This window comes from Vibrio sp. R78045 (genome assembly GCF_042466085.1).
GTDB lineage: Bacteria > Pseudomonadota > Gammaproteobacteria > Enterobacterales > Vibrionaceae > Vibrio > Vibrio cyclitrophicus.
Genome location: NZ_JAXHBS010000009.1, coordinates 41,099 through 54,694 on the forward strand (window position 1 = coordinate 41,099; position 13,596 = coordinate 54,694).

At 45.9% G+C, this 13,596-nt stretch carries 16 protein-coding genes; all 16 read right to left on the reverse strand.

What is annotated here, in order from left to right:
• Position 1: 1 nt before the first annotated feature.
• The gene (gene traN / locus SJY39_RS08540) at positions 2-1,801 is read right to left on the reverse strand and encodes a type-F conjugative transfer system mating-pair stabilization protein TraN (RefSeq protein ID WP_372263889.1); all 1,800 of its coding nucleotides are present in this window, start codon (positions 1,799-1,801) and stop codon (positions 2-4) included.
• Positions 1,798-2,484: a type-F conjugative transfer system pilin assembly protein TrbC gene (trbC, locus tag SJY39_RS08545; RefSeq protein WP_390241752.1), complete on the reverse strand. Its 687-nt coding sequence runs from the start codon at positions 2,482-2,484 to the stop codon at positions 1,798-1,800. The genes traN and trbC overlap by 4 nt, the downstream gene beginning before the upstream one ends.
• A gap of 136 nt (positions 2,485-2,620) precedes the next feature.
• Complete coding sequence (locus tag SJY39_RS08550) at positions 2,621-3,196, reverse strand: hypothetical protein (RefSeq protein WP_372263891.1); 576 nt, start codon at positions 3,194-3,196, stop codon at positions 2,621-2,623.
• 504 nt (positions 3,197-3,700) lie between these two features.
• Positions 3,701-4,288 carry a hypothetical protein gene (locus tag SJY39_RS08555; RefSeq protein WP_390241754.1) on the reverse strand — a complete coding sequence of 196 codons (588 nt, stop codon included), beginning with the start codon at positions 4,286-4,288 and terminating at the stop codon, positions 3,701-3,703.
• Between the two features lie 10 nt (positions 4,289-4,298).
• Positions 4,299-5,300 carry a conjugal transfer pilus assembly protein TraU gene (gene traU / locus SJY39_RS08560; protein WP_372263895.1) on the reverse strand — a complete coding sequence of 334 codons (1,002 nt, stop codon included), beginning with the start codon at positions 5,298-5,300 and terminating at the stop codon, positions 4,299-4,301.
• Positions 5,301-5,311: 11 nt separating this feature from the next.
• Positions 5,312-6,010, reverse strand: a complete 699-nt coding sequence (gene traW, locus SJY39_RS08565; RefSeq protein ID WP_372263896.1) for a type-F conjugative transfer system protein TraW — start codon at positions 6,008-6,010, stop codon at positions 5,312-5,314.
• A gap of 2 nt (positions 6,011-6,012) precedes the next feature.
• Positions 6,013-6,273 carry a hypothetical protein gene (locus SJY39_RS08570; protein WP_390241757.1) on the reverse strand — a complete coding sequence of 87 codons (261 nt, stop codon included), beginning with the start codon at positions 6,271-6,273 and terminating at the stop codon, positions 6,013-6,015.
• A 22-nt stretch (positions 6,274-6,295) separates the two neighbouring features.
• Positions 6,296-6,658 carry a TrbI F-type domain-containing protein gene (locus SJY39_RS08575; RefSeq protein ID WP_372263898.1) on the reverse strand — a complete coding sequence of 121 codons (363 nt, stop codon included), beginning with the start codon at positions 6,656-6,658 and terminating at the stop codon, positions 6,296-6,298.
• Positions 6,655-9,198: a type IV secretion system protein TraC gene (gene traC, locus SJY39_RS08580; RefSeq protein WP_390241759.1), complete on the reverse strand. Its 2,544-nt coding sequence runs from the start codon at positions 9,196-9,198 to the stop codon at positions 6,655-6,657. Before traC ends, SJY39_RS08575 begins: the two co-directional genes overlap by 4 nt.
• A 4-nt stretch (positions 9,199-9,202) precedes the next feature.
• Positions 9,203-9,583, reverse strand: coding sequence for a type IV conjugative transfer system lipoprotein TraV (gene traV, locus SJY39_RS08585; RefSeq protein WP_390241761.1), 381 nt, complete (start codon positions 9,581-9,583; stop codon positions 9,203-9,205).
• Between the two features lie 6 nt (positions 9,584-9,589).
• On the reverse strand, positions 9,590-10,993 hold the full coding sequence (locus SJY39_RS08590; RefSeq protein ID WP_390241763.1) for a TrbI/VirB10 family protein: 1,404 nt from the start codon (positions 10,991-10,993) through the stop codon (positions 9,590-9,592).
• Positions 10,990-11,715 (reverse strand): type-F conjugative transfer system secretin TraK, encoded by a 726-nt coding sequence (gene traK / locus SJY39_RS08595; protein ID WP_390241765.1) that lies wholly within the window; start codon positions 11,713-11,715, stop codon positions 10,990-10,992. Before traK ends, SJY39_RS08590 begins: the two co-directional genes overlap by 4 nt.
• Complete coding sequence (gene traE / locus SJY39_RS08600) at positions 11,712-12,272, reverse strand: type IV conjugative transfer system protein TraE (RefSeq protein ID WP_372263905.1); 561 nt, start codon at positions 12,270-12,272, stop codon at positions 11,712-11,714. The genes traK and traE overlap by 4 nt, the downstream gene beginning before the upstream one ends.
• The gene (traL, locus tag SJY39_RS08605) at positions 12,272-12,580 is read right to left on the reverse strand and encodes a type IV conjugative transfer system protein TraL (protein ID WP_390241768.1); all 309 of its coding nucleotides are present in this window, start codon (positions 12,578-12,580) and stop codon (positions 12,272-12,274) included. Before traL ends, traE begins: the two co-directional genes overlap by 1 nt.
• Before the next feature lie 39 nt (positions 12,581-12,619).
• Entirely contained in the window at positions 12,620-12,907 is a 288-nt protein-coding gene (locus SJY39_RS08610) for a type IV conjugative transfer system pilin TraA (RefSeq protein ID WP_390241770.1), read from the reverse strand.
• 320 nt (positions 12,908-13,227) lie between these two features.
• Positions 13,228-13,587 carry a hypothetical protein gene (locus tag SJY39_RS08615; RefSeq protein ID WP_390241772.1) on the reverse strand — a complete coding sequence of 120 codons (360 nt, stop codon included), beginning with the start codon at positions 13,585-13,587 and terminating at the stop codon, positions 13,228-13,230.
• Between the last annotated feature and the right edge of the window lie 9 nt (positions 13,588-13,596).

Below are 13,596 nucleotides of genomic sequence, written 5' to 3' on the forward strand. Positions count from 1 at the left end.
GTTAATCGCCATAGGCGCTTTGTAGACGATCTTGAATTTCATCAGCGCTTGGCAGGTTGGTACTGTCGTGCATGTCGTTATAGAAGTCTGAAAAATCCAGCATTTCAAAATCAATCTCTTGAAGCTGCTCTGGCGTGATAGCGCCGCAAATTGGATTTTTTGCGGAGCCTAGACCGATGCCAAGTTGGCCCTTTGCCCCTTGCTCTTGGATGATGCGTGCGAGCTTACTGTCGAACACACAATAGGTTTTCTTTTTACGCGTGCAAGCGCCTAAAAATGAACTGGCGCAATAACTGCCTAAAGAGATGGTTATGCCTTGCTCTTTCGCTTGACCTAACGCTTCCTCTTCTTCGTTGCACTGATCAAGTCCAATACCTGTACCCCAACCGCCATCTTTACAACAATCTGAAAACCCAAAGGCTTTATCCGTACACTTCATTGCTTTACCTGTAAATATCAATGGAGGATCGCCAATACCATCGGCTGCTTCGGCGAGCGCAGCCAGAGCGGAGGCGTTTTCGTTAAAACTGTCTGAGGTGGTTGGCAACTCTTCAAAGCAGCCTCCATCAAGGCAGAAGGAAGTATCACCACAAATGAGGCTAGTGCTACTGCATGTTTTCTCTGGGCAGCTTTTTTGAAAAGTCTCTTCTACGCATACCCCTTGAAGTTCTAAGCTGCAAGCGTTCGACGTGGTGGTGCAATCGGTCGATAAGGAAGAGCAGGTGTTTGACAAGTCGCATTGGTGGTCTATTTGATATTTCCAACAGCTTAAATAAGTGCTAACACCATTAAGGACTCGAGTTCCCGCCCCTTCCACACAAGTGCGGCGAGTTTGTCGACATTCAGGCAGTAATGTTGAGCAACTAGACTGCCATTTAATGACGTTTTCTCTTTTTTTGTAATGAATAGTGAATGTACCGTTAAACAAAGCATAATCATTGAGGACATCAATCGTGATGTTATTTGAGGTGCCTATCCCTGTTGCTTGATAGAAAGAGCCGTATTTCTGCAAGCAGTAAAACCCTAAACCTCCGGATAAACATCTTTTCCGCTCGGCGGCGGTGGCGTTGAAATTGTTGCTGAAAAATTTGGTATGAATGACGATACCGTTTAAGCGAAATCGCACCCCATTATTGGGAATACACCTAAACCCTTGACACGTTAACACGCCTGGGAAATTAATCCCTGTCACCTCTGTGACGCCTTGAGGGAGTGAATAACGAATAGGTGTGAAGCCACTATAATGAAATGAAACACTTCCGGTTTTTATGTTTTGTTTTGATACATAAGGAGTCTCATAACAAGCAATGATGTTGTTCGTAGGAGCTTTACAACTTCTTGGCCTATTTTCGATGATACATTGACCGCCACTGTCACAATCGGCGTATTGGTTGGATTGCCCATGACTGATTTCATAGGCGTTTTCAATGCCAAGGGTTGAGAATCGATACGTTTCATCGTTTGGGTCGATGGTGACGCTATTATTGTTGAACCCCTCCTGTATCGCCCCCGCTTGCTCATTGTTGTAGAACTCCGTGGTGGATTGGTTAGTGATTTGCGCGTCACTCATTCCGGCTTCATCAGGGTGTCTTATTTGGCTCTCACACCCTGGATTGTCGTCGCTGCAAAAATCAGACAAGTTAAGTGTCATGTTCGGGTCGTTATGCGCTTCTGTCGGGGCGCTTTTCGCCCAGTCTACGTTATCGTAAAACGTGGCTTCTTGACGGTCGGCAACGGTATGAAATGAGAGGGTAGTGGTGAAAATGAATAAGGCAAAAAGTCGATAATATGAATGATTCAAGGGGAACTCCTGTCTATCACTTGTTTGGCGATGTGCCCTACGTCGCCTTGGCTTAAAATGGTTAATGCATAGGGAAGTGAGAGGTTGCCGTAAACGATGTCGTAGTCGCCTTGCGGACAATGCGTTTCATCGCACGCTTCACCAATAGCAACAAAAGCCGGTACGTGAGTGATGTTGAATTGACGAAACCATTGTGGACTGATGGCAAAACCGCTATCTATGGCCATGTCTTCGTCAGGCCCCTCTAACAAGTGCATGATTCGAGAGGCCGTTGGTACTATACCCTCGGGCAATACGCCTCGTATGACGAGAGGTACTTGATATTGTTGGCTTTGTTTAAGTAACTGTTTGAGCGCGGTATCGGGCATGGAGAGTGACACAAATACCATGACACCTTGCGCCTGCTTGTTTGGGTTAACCTGCGGCACATCTAAAACGCTAGACAGTGGTGAGCCTTTCAGGGCGTTATCAATATGCTGGTTCATCGACAGCGCTTCTGGTTTGTGTTGTTGACTGCGTTTAATGAGGGTAGCTAGTTCATTTTGGTTGGTCGGCGCGGTGACGGCTTGCTCGCGAGCAGACAGGACTTTGAGTTCTTCTTGTGTGTAACCGACATTTGCGGATGTTAAGTGACTAAAGAGCATTGGCAACAGTCCGAATAAGGACAGTCGAAGGTATGTCATGGTGAACCTCATTGAATGATGGTGTTTGTCCACGCAGAGCGTGGTACTCCTTTTGTCTCAACAAGCGCTACGCGCATTATTGCAGCCAAAAGCGAGCTTGGGTGGGATTAAGATTCAAAGTGGATAAACCCATTTCTTAGGACTCCATAGCTTTAAATACGGATTGATGTGTTTTTTCGATATCTTCAATGGATTGATATAATTGAGGACAGCCTAACCCTCTTGATGTCCAACGTTTTCTTGGTAACAGGCGGCTTATTGTTTCATCATCTATACCGTGCTTTCGATAGTGCTCAATGAGGGCGACATCTAAGCATTCACCTCTTTCGTGACACTGACTGCACCAATTGTTATCTGAAAGTCGTGCATTCCTGCAATAAACATAAAATAAGCCTGGTGCGCAGTTATCACATACTTGGCAAGGAAAGGCCTGTTGGTCTGGATGGTTCAATGCGACGTAAATATCATTAGGGGTGATGGTAAACTTAGACTGGGGGGTTAAATGATCGTGAATGAGTGTTTTTCTCTCACGCCACGATAGATTCAACGGTTTGATGAGTCTATTGAGTTTACTTCTTCTGTTAAAGTCATTCGCCTCTATGGTGTCGAAAATAATGTGTCCGTTGTTGATTTGACATTGTTGCAAGAAGGTCAAAAGTGAGCCAGCATGTGGGGTTGGCTTGAATGACAAAAAACGCAAAAATCTGTTCATATTTTACTCCAAACTTTGAGCGTGGAAGGTATCGATAAATGATGCCGTTATCTATGGGAGTCAGAGGTGAAAACAATATTTACTCATGCGGAAGTCGCGACGCTTCCTTTTGCTCACCATGTGCTTTATCAAGGGATTTCGACCCACAAGGAAAAAGCGATAGATGCTGAAGGGAATCATTGGCATATCACTGATGTTCATCTTTCAGACGTTGTGGGGAGTCTAGACTCTCTATATGCGGGTAAAACGTGGTTGGACTTATTTCCTTGTACGGATGCCCCTTATGACCTTAACCATTGTTTTGAGCGCATCCAAGATCTTCAAATAAATCCCCATTATTATTTTTCTGAAAAAGAGAAGCGGAATTACAGTTTTCGTAATATCGATGGTGAGCTTTATGTTGATGATGGACATCATCGAACCGTGATTGGCCGTGTGTTTTTAACCGCTAATGGATTTGAACCTGTTATGAAAAATGTCTTGGTCACTTATTACACAGGTGGATCACTTCACCGTATCCGTATTTTTCCTCGCCGACTCAAACACCGATTGATACGCTTTCTCGATACCTTCAAGCGACTGGTACGTAACCGGAACACATCCTGAACTCCATCGTTTTCTTGGTAAATGGCGGTATATCGTTTCATCATCGATGCCGTGTTTTCGATAGTACTCAATGAGGGCGACATCTAAGCATTCACCTCTTTCGTGACATTGGCTGCACCAACTGGTGTCAGTGATATTGTAGCCATAATATTCAAATAACCCTGGTGCGCAGTTGTCACATACTTGGCAAGGAAAGGCCTGTTGGTCTGGATGGTTCATGGCGGTAAAAAACTCAGCAGGCCCCAACTTAAAGGTAGAGAGGGGAAGTATGTGTTCTTTTAAAAGCACCTTGGTGTCTTTGCGCGATAAGTTAAGTGGCTGAATGAGCGCCTTAAGTCGATGTTCATTCATGTTAGGTGGAAATCGGAAGTGAACCCCTTGAGCCTCGCACTGTATTAAAAACTCAATGAGTTTGTTGCCAAAGGTTTCAGGTGGTTTGGTTACGTATTTTTTTATGGCCGCCAAAAAACCGAGACGCTTTTTCATATCATTTTCCTTATAAGAAGACGCAATTGCGTTTACGCCAGTTCACAAAACCAAAGTTACCTCCCGTCGTTGGATTGTCTTTGCCTTGCTCCCAAAGTGAAGAAGTCGTGCCGTAGGGGTAGCAGTTGCCCGCATCGCCAATGGGGGCGGCCAGTTGATAGCGATAGCGACTTTTCGGCAAGATAGGCTCCGGCCATTGGTAACATATTGCGCCATCCTCTCCTCGCGTCTCCCATACAATGCCTTGTCTGTGCATTTTAAAATTAAAACGCTCCAACATTAATGTGCCAACTTGAGGTCCTGTGTGCGAATAAGCGCTGTTACCCGTTAGTGGGTAAGCACTGCCTTGTGAGCCTAAGCACCAAAAAAGCGCGTCAAAAGGCAGAACGCGGCCAGTGGTGGTCGCCATGGCTTCGGTGATGCAAGCGAGTTGCGTGATGGGGTTGCCGAACAAAATCGCTTCAGGGTTGAGAATGAAGGACATTTCATCATCATCCCAAAAAGGATCGAGCTCGGTGAGGTAAGCTACATCAAAATTATCCGTCGCCATACACGCTGCAGATTGCATCAGTTGGAGCCAGTAAATCACCGGATATTTGTACCAATGCACATGATAAAAAGCGTTGCCGCTGGTTTTACTGCTGGGATCGTGCTGCGAGCCTCCAATCTGTTGGCTGTTGCTGCTACTCAATTGCATCCCCATATTGACCATGCAATACGGTACGCGCGTGACATCAACCAGTGAATATGGCTCCCAATACCCAATGTTGAGGCCAATCTGCATATAGACAGGGGGCGGTTTGGGGCAGTAGGAGATAGGCATGGTTGGGTTGGATGTGTCTGGATATTTCGAGGTGATGAGCGGCACACTCCCAAGGGTCATCGGAAACAGACAATCCCAACAAATATCGGAAATGGGGTTTAAAAAATGCCCTGTGCAAGCGGCGGATTTAGCGTTGGCTTGCCAAGGGAACATGAACAAAGCAATCGCTAATAACCAATGATGTTTCAAGGTATTTCTCCCTATTTTGTGTTCCTATCGCGAGAGTCCATGCTATTGACGAAAGGCGTCACATCAACTTCACTGACTTTCCATTGATGGCCTTCTTGCTCAATGATGGCGGGAACGTGAGTCAATTGGAATTGACGGCTGTAATGACCTTGTTGGTCGAAATAAATTCGAGCGTCAAACTCGGTCGCGACGGTTTCTAGATTGCCGTTAGTCAGTGTCCATTTTATGGGTTTATCCGCGCGATATTGCTTCGCCCAAGCGCGTTGTCTTGGATCATCCCCATCAAGAAAGACAATGACATGCGAGTAAGTCATTGTCTTTTTGGGAATGTCGATAGGCCAAGTGTCCGTATCAAAAGGGTTTAACACTAAGCCTTTGGCATAAAGAAGGTTGCCATTGGCGTCTTTAATGTCCGTCCCCAGTTTGAGTGAAGGGTCGATATAAAATACGCGAGGGGATTGAGTGGTGGTCAGACCCTCAACCGGTGGCGGTCTTCGAGTGCTGTTTTCGACTCGTTCGACAAAATCTTGCTGCATCTTTGCCGTTTGTCCAGAGGCTTCCAACAGCCTAAGTCTGGCATCAATCCATTCCAACATATCGACTTCTGCGATTGGAAACAGTTCTCCTTGTCGATTGAAGTTTTTGCTTAACACGCTTGGCGTCTGAAGCAGTAACAATGTGCTCAACAAATACATGAAAGAGCGAGTCATAATTAATCCTCAGTGTTGGTGCTTCCAATTAATACATCGCCTAAATAAGCGTTCGCCCCTTGGTTGAACCAATGAGGCGGTAATTGCTGGCGAACTTGCCACAAGTCCCACGTTGTCCAACCTTGCTTGGGAGCAATAAAGCGAGCGAGTTGTTGGTCTTGTAAGGTTTTAAACAGCAGCGTTTCATTCTTTTGCTCTGAAAGGAGTTGTTTGGCGTTCAGAGAGGGTGTGTCAGTGATAAACGTGATCGTGTTCGGCAACATTAAAATGTTCTCCTTAGCTTAACTATGAGGAATGTTTGAGTTCTTCGATGACATAATGTTGGATGGTTTCCGTCATGTCGGGCGCGCCCGATATGACCGCACCTGGCACGACAATGATGAGATGATGGCGCTTGGCATAATCATTTAAGATTTGTCTTAATGCCTTATCAAACGCCGCGAGTTGCTTACGATGGTCGTCATTGTTTAATCCTGCCTCAATGAGTTTATCTTGATAGCTGTCGAGGGTTTTCTCGATATCAAACACCACCGTTTGAGGTGGGGGCGTGTCCCAAAGCATCACAGTAAAGGTAAACAAGAACGCCACTATTGCCGTGAACGCCAAGGCTTTCTTTACTTTAGTTAACGTCGAACTGATGTTTTTCATGCCACCTCCTTTTTATAGATAAGGCGATTGAAGGTGTCGATTTCTTCGCCGTAAAAATGCTCTGCGGTTTGATTGACGGCCTCCATTAAAGGTATGCCTTGGTTCGTCAAGTTTTCACAATACTCAAATTCGTGCGGCTCAGTGGAAAGGCAAGCGCGAGTAAATGGATCGGCAAACAGGCGATGGAAGGTCGTTACGCCCCCCGTTTTAAGCATGACCGAGCTGTACCCTGCGACAGAGGATTTTTCGAAACTCTTGATGACAAACTGCTCGTAAGGGGAGAAGTGTTCAGGATTATCTTTGATGAATTTTGCCAGTCCACTGCCTTGCCTTAACGTAATGTGGATATCCGAGTTGTTATAAGCGGCAATCGCTTCCGGTGTACTGTAAAAATCCTCGATACCTTGCGTGACGGTGCAAAAGGAGCCGCCAAACTTTCGTGCGGTGCGATAGCCGGTATTGATGAACTCTTGCGCTTGTGCATTCGACCCTGCCATCAAAGACCACGCTTCTTCAATGATGCACATCTTAGGCGTCGAGCGACTGCCAGAGAGGTACATTTGTTGGGTAATGCTCGACATTAAGGCAAAAATTACCGGTCGCATGATGTCAGACGGAAAACCATCCAACTCAATCGTGGTGAAGTGCACGTTAGGGTCGAGCATAGAGGGTTTGTTAAAGGTGTCACCATAAATACCGTCGGAGCGATATTTGTTCAGTTGCATCGCAATATCTGAAATTCGACGGTCATGGTTATTCTCTTTGGCCGCAGCAAACAGCGCATCTTGCACATGGTCAACCAGTGTGTTGCTTTTATTGGCTTGCCAAGCGGTGATGATGCAGTCGGCGAGAATGGCCTTTTCAAAATCGCCCATCTCACGAGAGGGGCACGCCATGGTCGCGAAAAGACCGGTGATAGTGTGCAGCGTTTCTTTGAGCGGGTTAACCTTTTCGCCTTTTTCATCCGTGTATTCATCCCCTATCGCAATGCGCTCAAGGTGCGTAAACGGATTGAGGTAAATTTTCTCAGACGTCATATAACTGCCACCGAGCATGAGCGTTAACTTTTTAAAGCTCTTGCCTTTATCCAGCGCCCAAATTTTCCCGTTCATCGCGAACAAGGTTTCAGCGAGCTTTTGGACAAAGAAGGATTTACCCGCCCCAGAGCCGCCTGTTAGCGCAATGTTGTAGTTATCACTGCCACAGTTAAAGGGGTTAAACCAAAACGCTTGTTGACGCATGGTTGGGAGCATCATGCCGCCGCTGAAGTTTTTGACATCCAGCACCAAAGGCAGCAAGTTGGCGATGTTCGAGGTTTTGACTGTCTGAATACGGCCAGCACGATCGCAATCACCCCAAAAACCATCGGTCATCATAAAAGGCAAGGTCGTCATTAGGGCTTGGCTTTGCAACATCGAAACCGCTTGCATATCAAGTCCCCCCGCCCGAAAGGCGTTGATTGCTGTGGTGCGATGTAAACGTTCGTCCTTTTTGTTACTGAACAGCGTGAGCGTTAAGTGCATGTTGGACATATTGTTGATGCCATCGGAGATTTCATCTCGGATCTGCTCTCGCTCGGCCAGCTCTTTCTTCGCTTGAGGGAAGATCATAGCCATGGGTGATTTGAGCGTTTTTTCGAGTTCACTAATGCGGGTGCCATTTTTATTGGCAAAGTTCCCCGTATCTTGATTGCGGAAATTGAGCGTCATGATATGAGGACATTGGACGTTCTTCGCCACGTTTTTAAGGGACGCAAAACAGTCTGGTAACGAGTAAAGGCGAAATGACCGAGGAGTGCTGCGCAGTCCTAATGAAATGACCCTTGAACTCACCGTTTGGTGCTTGCGGTTACTAAAACGAACATCGTTATAAGTCCGTCTTGTTAAAAACTCTGTATCGGGCGAAATTATCTGCTTATAGAGTAATTCTTCTGGTGCGTAGTCAGACTCACTTGGCGCGGTTTTGGTTGAGTCAAAGTTGAGAATGCCTTCGACATAATTAATCAAGCTCTCTGGTGTTAGGGTGGTGAGCTCTAACCCTGTTTGTGACAACGACGTGCTGAGCGTCTCTTTACAATCAATCACGTTGTCAAGATCGTCAGTGCTCGATACAAATAACCATGCGCTGTAATCTTTGATATCAAAGTAATGCTTTTGACGATGAAAGAAGCCATTTTGAGCGGCGAACTTGGCGTAATCGGCTTCTTGCTTGGCGAGCTCAGAGCAAATACCATGACGAGCCGACTTCAAAGCGGCATTTTGTTCAATTAAATGACTGACATGGTTGTGACCAACCAATGAAAAGTGGTAATCCCATTTGTTTCCAGAAGGTAAGTCCATGATGAGACGGTTAAACGCATCCACTAAGTCATCATTAGCACCCGCGAGCACGCTTAACTTAAATCCAAACCCGCACCCTTTCTTGTTGTGGAATAACTCCGTTTGGTTATCGTAAGTACGGTAAGGTAGTTCGGAATGCAAATGGTTGTATTCACGTTTCGCGTCTTGATAGAAGCTTTTTAAATCTTTTGATACGCCCATTGAGTTAATCCTTCTTTATTAATTGAACGGGTCGTCCTGTCCATGTGGATTCGTCAAGCAGGATGTAAATATCCATCGTGTCGAGGTAGGTTTTGGTGTCGTCAGAGGTAAAAGGGAAGATCACTACTTTGCGCACCGTGTCTTGGGTACGCGTTGGGTGGCCATCACGAGAACGTCTTGGCAGTAAAGCAAAAGGGTGGTTCGCCAAAGCGTTTGCGTCTACGGTCTGTTGTGAAGTTGAAGTTATCGGCGCATTGCGGATTTCATCCATGCTTTGACACCCAGGTGTGCCACCGATTTTTTGGCAACTGAATTCATCTTGAAAGCCAGCAGAGCAGCCAGCCAATGTGCTGACCAGCAGCACCATAAAGGGTTTGATAGACATAAATCACTACTTAAGTTGTTGGTTAACTTCGTCAGCAAGCGGGTTCAGCGTAATGGCTTCAAACACCGTACTAGGCTGCGTTTGCTCTTCTTTGGCGAGCTTTTCTTCATAACGTTCAATGCCTTCGTCATCGAGTGGGAAGCCCTGAGTGAAAACGATGTTGACGAGTCCGCCAGGATTGATTTCGATAAACGGGTGGTAGAGCTCGGCAAGAGCAATGTAGTAATCAGAAAGTTTACTGCCAATTTCAGAAGTGGCATTGCCGAGTAAACTTAACCCGACATCCTCACTGTTGATGCTTGATGTGGAGCCTAGAGCTGACGTGGAGGTGGTACTAGCAAGTCCGGCTCCGGTCTCACCCAATCCGGTTAAGATGCCAGATATACCGGCCATCTGGACGATTTTTCCGTTACGTAAAACCGACGTTCCACGAATGCCATTACGACCAAAGTTGAAGACGGTGCCTTGCACAGGGATATCAAGAATGCGTCCGTCTTTAATGCAACTGAGCGTATTGGTTCGCACCACTCCGCGGCTTGATGATAGGTCGCCATAAACACTACCGATGATGGTGCAATCTTTTAGGTGCGTTTTCTCACCATTGGGCAATACCCCCTCATGAACGGTTTGAAATACAATCGGCGCCGTATCGCTTTGACCAAATGCTCCCGCGTTAGCATCGGCACCACCGGTGATTTTTGCCGTAACAAACGTCCCTGATGGTACGTAGTTTTCCGTGGTTCTTTGATAAGGCTGCGTGACAGTGGACTCCCAATAAAAGTCGAAGTTATCAAACGCTTCTCCTTGATTGTCGAAAGAGACCTTATCGGATGCGCTGTATTGAAAGCTTTCTTTTTGAAGGTCTTTCGTTGCATACGAAGGAAGAGGCTTAGGGGGAAGAGGTCGTGCACCAAAGGTGTCGTTTTCACCGGACGTTGAGGCGTGATTCGGTGTGGTTTCATTATCTGATGGTGTGGATGGCTTTGCTCGTAGCGCCTCTTGATTTTTGCGTAACTCATTACGTAATTCATCGTTGTCTTTTTTCAATTGGGCGACGGTACTTTCGTTACTTGTGATTAATCGTTGCACATCTGTATTCAGGGACTCGAACTCTTTTTGCACATCTTCAATGACTTGGCGCTGGATGTTTAATGCAGAGCGGTTATCTTTATCGGTGAAATCATCGGTAATGATTTCTCCAAAGTCAGGTGCAGGGGCTTGTGTGGTTTGCGTATCGCCAAATTGAGCACGTGGTTTTTTAAAATGTTTGAACGTAAGAAAGAGCGTAGCAAGCAACGCTAAAACCATCACGCTGATAACTTGGTTGCGTTTTTTACTTTGCTCGTTGGACACCAGTCCATCATCTAAACTCCCTTCTCTTGAGAGCCATTTTTTGAAGGCATTCATCATTGTCCTCCTGTGACGATGTAGAGCGTCGTCGATTCGCCAGGCGCAAGGTTATAATTGTCTAATGACGCGCTTCGGCTGGCATAACTGTAAAATTGAGATTCCGTTAACGTCATCGATTCGCTGGACTGGTTTTTGACTTGATAGATGATCCCTGAGAAAGGGCGGCCAGAGAAAAGAGTTTGAGGAATGACCGCAAGTGGGCTGTTGTCTTTGGGTAACGTCTTCGGGTCAATCGGATGGAGGTTAAACCCTGGGACGGCAGCGCCGCTGCGTTTAAATTCAATCATCTGTTTTGTAAATGCCCCGAGCGCCAGTGGATAATCCATGTCTTTTTCAAACACGCTTTGCTCTGAGGGGGAATATGACGGGATGAATTCATTCACAATAGCAGGCACCGCTTTTGGGTTGATAAACAACGAGAAGTTTTGCCCTTTTTCAGTGAATACATGCGCGGTGAAAGGCAATGCGATGTTGATTTTTAAGTTAATCGAACCAGACTTGTCGCGTTGACTGCCATTGGCAAGACAAAAGCCTTTGGGACACTGCACGTTAAGGATTTTATCTCCCTTAACTACGAGGCGATTGGTATTGACGGACGACAAGGGCAATACAATGGTGTCATTTTGTGCAAAGTGGTAGGTTTTTGCAGCGATGCTCTTGGTTTGACCTGTTAACGGGACAGCGAGCAGGCCCAAAAGAGCAAAAGTAATATAGGACTTCATAATGGCACCTCTTGGGCGATGGAATGAAGCTCAATCAAACCATTGGGGTAATCGGTTTGAATGAGATAGGTGACAGACTCCGGTGGCAGTTTGCGGCCACCGACTGTTTTATTGAGTGTGCCTTGCACACGAATTTTCATTTGTTCAATACTCGGAGATACTTTTTCGATTTCGAAAAAGCTGGTGACGTCATTTTCGATGACAAACTCCGCTTCGCGCATCAGCTTGTCTTGTAAGTTGCTCCAGTATTGAGGGGGGACATAGGTAATGAGTAAGTTAAACTGACGCTTGACGTTGGATGGCGTGACATTGAACTTAAGGTGTACCCACCACTCGGTCATGAGTGCAAGGTAAGCGCTATCGACCCCTTCATCGGACACAGTAAAGGCTCGATCTATTTGTGGGGGGACGAGGGTGCGTTTTTCTGCTTGGTTTTGATTTAACAGTCCTAGTGCCAATCCGGTGACCGCGACAGAAATAATGAGGATCACAACAATCAGCACATGATTGAGTAGGCGAGACGCTTTAAGTGCCTCGCCGTTATTTTCATTGAGCATTAATAAATCCAGTATTTTTTTGTGGCAGCAGGTGTGCGTTTAAAGATGGTTTTATTGGCGTTGTCGTCGCCGTACCAATGGATGAAGTGGATGATGAAGCGAGCGCCAAACCGGATTTTTAAGCTGCGAATACTCAAGAACAAACCGATGCATGCCGCGACAGCAACAATTTTATTGAGGTTAAACAGCATTAAAAAGAGCAAGACGGAAGGGAGTACTTCATCAATAGGAAACCCCACCACTTTGGTGCCAGATTGGAGATAGTTTGGGAAAACAAAGAGTGATTGTTTATCTTGATAATCCATCATGAAATAGGGCAGAAAGTACTCTGCCCCCTCCTTTAATGTTTATAGGCCGACGATCCCTTTGCCTATTTCCCAGAACACGACGCCTACGAAGAAGCCGATGATGCCGCCAACCCAGTTTTTTTGCATGATACCGACAAGAATGCCCCCGATAAGGCCAGCAGCCAGCATGTAAAACTCCCCAGAGGAGCCATCACCGATAGTGTTAGTGACTGTATCTTTCCCTCCAGCAAAAAGGTCAGTCGCAAAAGCAGGGGAAATGCTTGCCAAACATGCCGCAAAAAAAACGAAGGCATAAATCCCGAAAGGTATAGAAGTTTTAGTATTCATTAATTTTTCCTTGGTAATCATCTGAATGTCAGATGCACAACAAAAAAGCGCTTAAACTCGTCGTTTAAGCGCTAAAGGTTTTCAGAAAAAAGGTTTTCTGACGTTGCTCCAAACACTTGCGATAAAGCAGATGTTCGAGAGTGGATGCACCGTATAAAAAGGTGCAAAAGAGGTGTTAAGAAAAGTGCAAAGTATGGACTGACGCCGCTTCGCTCTGTCGGGCTTGCACTGTCTCTACATGCAAACATGTAGCAGTCAGCACAAACCTTGATTAATGAAAGTTAAACTTGCGCTCTTGAATGAGGGGCATTTCTTTCTCTTTATGACGCGAATGAATCGCTCACATACTTCAAACCACGATTGCGGCTCATGTGTTGCTTCCAATTTTGAGGAGTCAGGGTGGTATTATTGAGTTTGCGGAAACGTTTTTTGCGTGCGTTACTTGAGGTCGGGAGAGTGAGACGATGGATTGATTGCGTTTTTTCTTGAACAGCAACGACATGAATGCCCTCCCTATAGAAAGGAACAACTTGCGGGGAAGGCAACAAGGCAGCAAACGCAATGTGTTCACGCCCAATTGTCCCCAGCCTTTTTACGCCGATAAAATCACCTTGTTCAACAAAGTGACCTAACAAATTAGCCGCATCGTCTTCACTACAATATCCGTACACAATCTGCATGTTTACACT

What these genes read in the sequence shown, in the direction of transcription:
- trbC (WP_390241752.1), bottom strand. Translation starts at nt 2,484, where the DNA reads ATGACATACCTTCGACTGTCCTTATTCGGACTGTTGCCAATGCTCTTT.
- SJY39_RS08550 (WP_372263891.1), bottom strand. Translation starts at nt 3,196, where the DNA reads ATGAACAGATTTTTGCGTTTTTTGTCATTCAAGCCAACCCCACATGCT.
- SJY39_RS08555 (WP_390241754.1), bottom strand. Translation starts at nt 4,288, where the DNA reads ATGAAAAAGCGTCTCGGTTTTTTGGCGGCCATAAAAAAATACGTAACC.
- traW (WP_372263896.1), bottom strand. Translation starts at nt 6,010, where the DNA reads ATGACTCGCTCTTTCATGTATTTGTTGAGCACATTGTTACTGCTTCAG.
- SJY39_RS08570 (WP_390241757.1), bottom strand. Translation starts at nt 6,273, where the DNA reads ATGTTGCCGAACACGATCACGTTTATCACTGACACACCCTCTCTGAAC.
- SJY39_RS08575 (WP_372263898.1), bottom strand. Translation starts at nt 6,658, where the DNA reads ATGAAAAACATCAGTTCGACGTTAACTAAAGTAAAGAAAGCCTTGGCG.
- traC (WP_390241759.1), bottom strand. Translation starts at nt 9,198, where the DNA reads ATGGGCGTATCAAAAGATTTAAAAAGCTTCTATCAAGACGCGAAACGT.
- traV (WP_390241761.1), bottom strand. Translation starts at nt 9,583, where the DNA reads ATGTCTATCAAACCCTTTATGGTGCTGCTGGTCAGCACATTGGCTGGC.
- SJY39_RS08590 (WP_390241763.1), bottom strand. Translation starts at nt 10,993, where the DNA reads ATGATGAATGCCTTCAAAAAATGGCTCTCAAGAGAAGGGAGTTTAGAT.
- traK (WP_390241765.1), bottom strand. Translation starts at nt 11,715, where the DNA reads ATGAAGTCCTATATTACTTTTGCTCTTTTGGGCCTGCTCGCTGTCCCG.
- traE (WP_372263905.1), bottom strand. Translation starts at nt 12,272, where the DNA reads ATGCTCAATGAAAATAACGGCGAGGCACTTAAAGCGTCTCGCCTACTC.
- traL (WP_390241768.1), bottom strand. Translation starts at nt 12,580, where the DNA reads ATGATGGATTATCAAGATAAACAATCACTCTTTGTTTTCCCAAACTAT.
- SJY39_RS08610 (WP_390241770.1), bottom strand. Translation starts at nt 12,907, where the DNA reads ATGAATACTAAAACTTCTATACCTTTCGGGATTTATGCCTTCGTTTTT.
- SJY39_RS08615 (WP_390241772.1), bottom strand. Translation starts at nt 13,587, where the DNA reads ATGCAGATTGTGTACGGATATTGTAGTGAAGACGATGCGGCTAATTTG.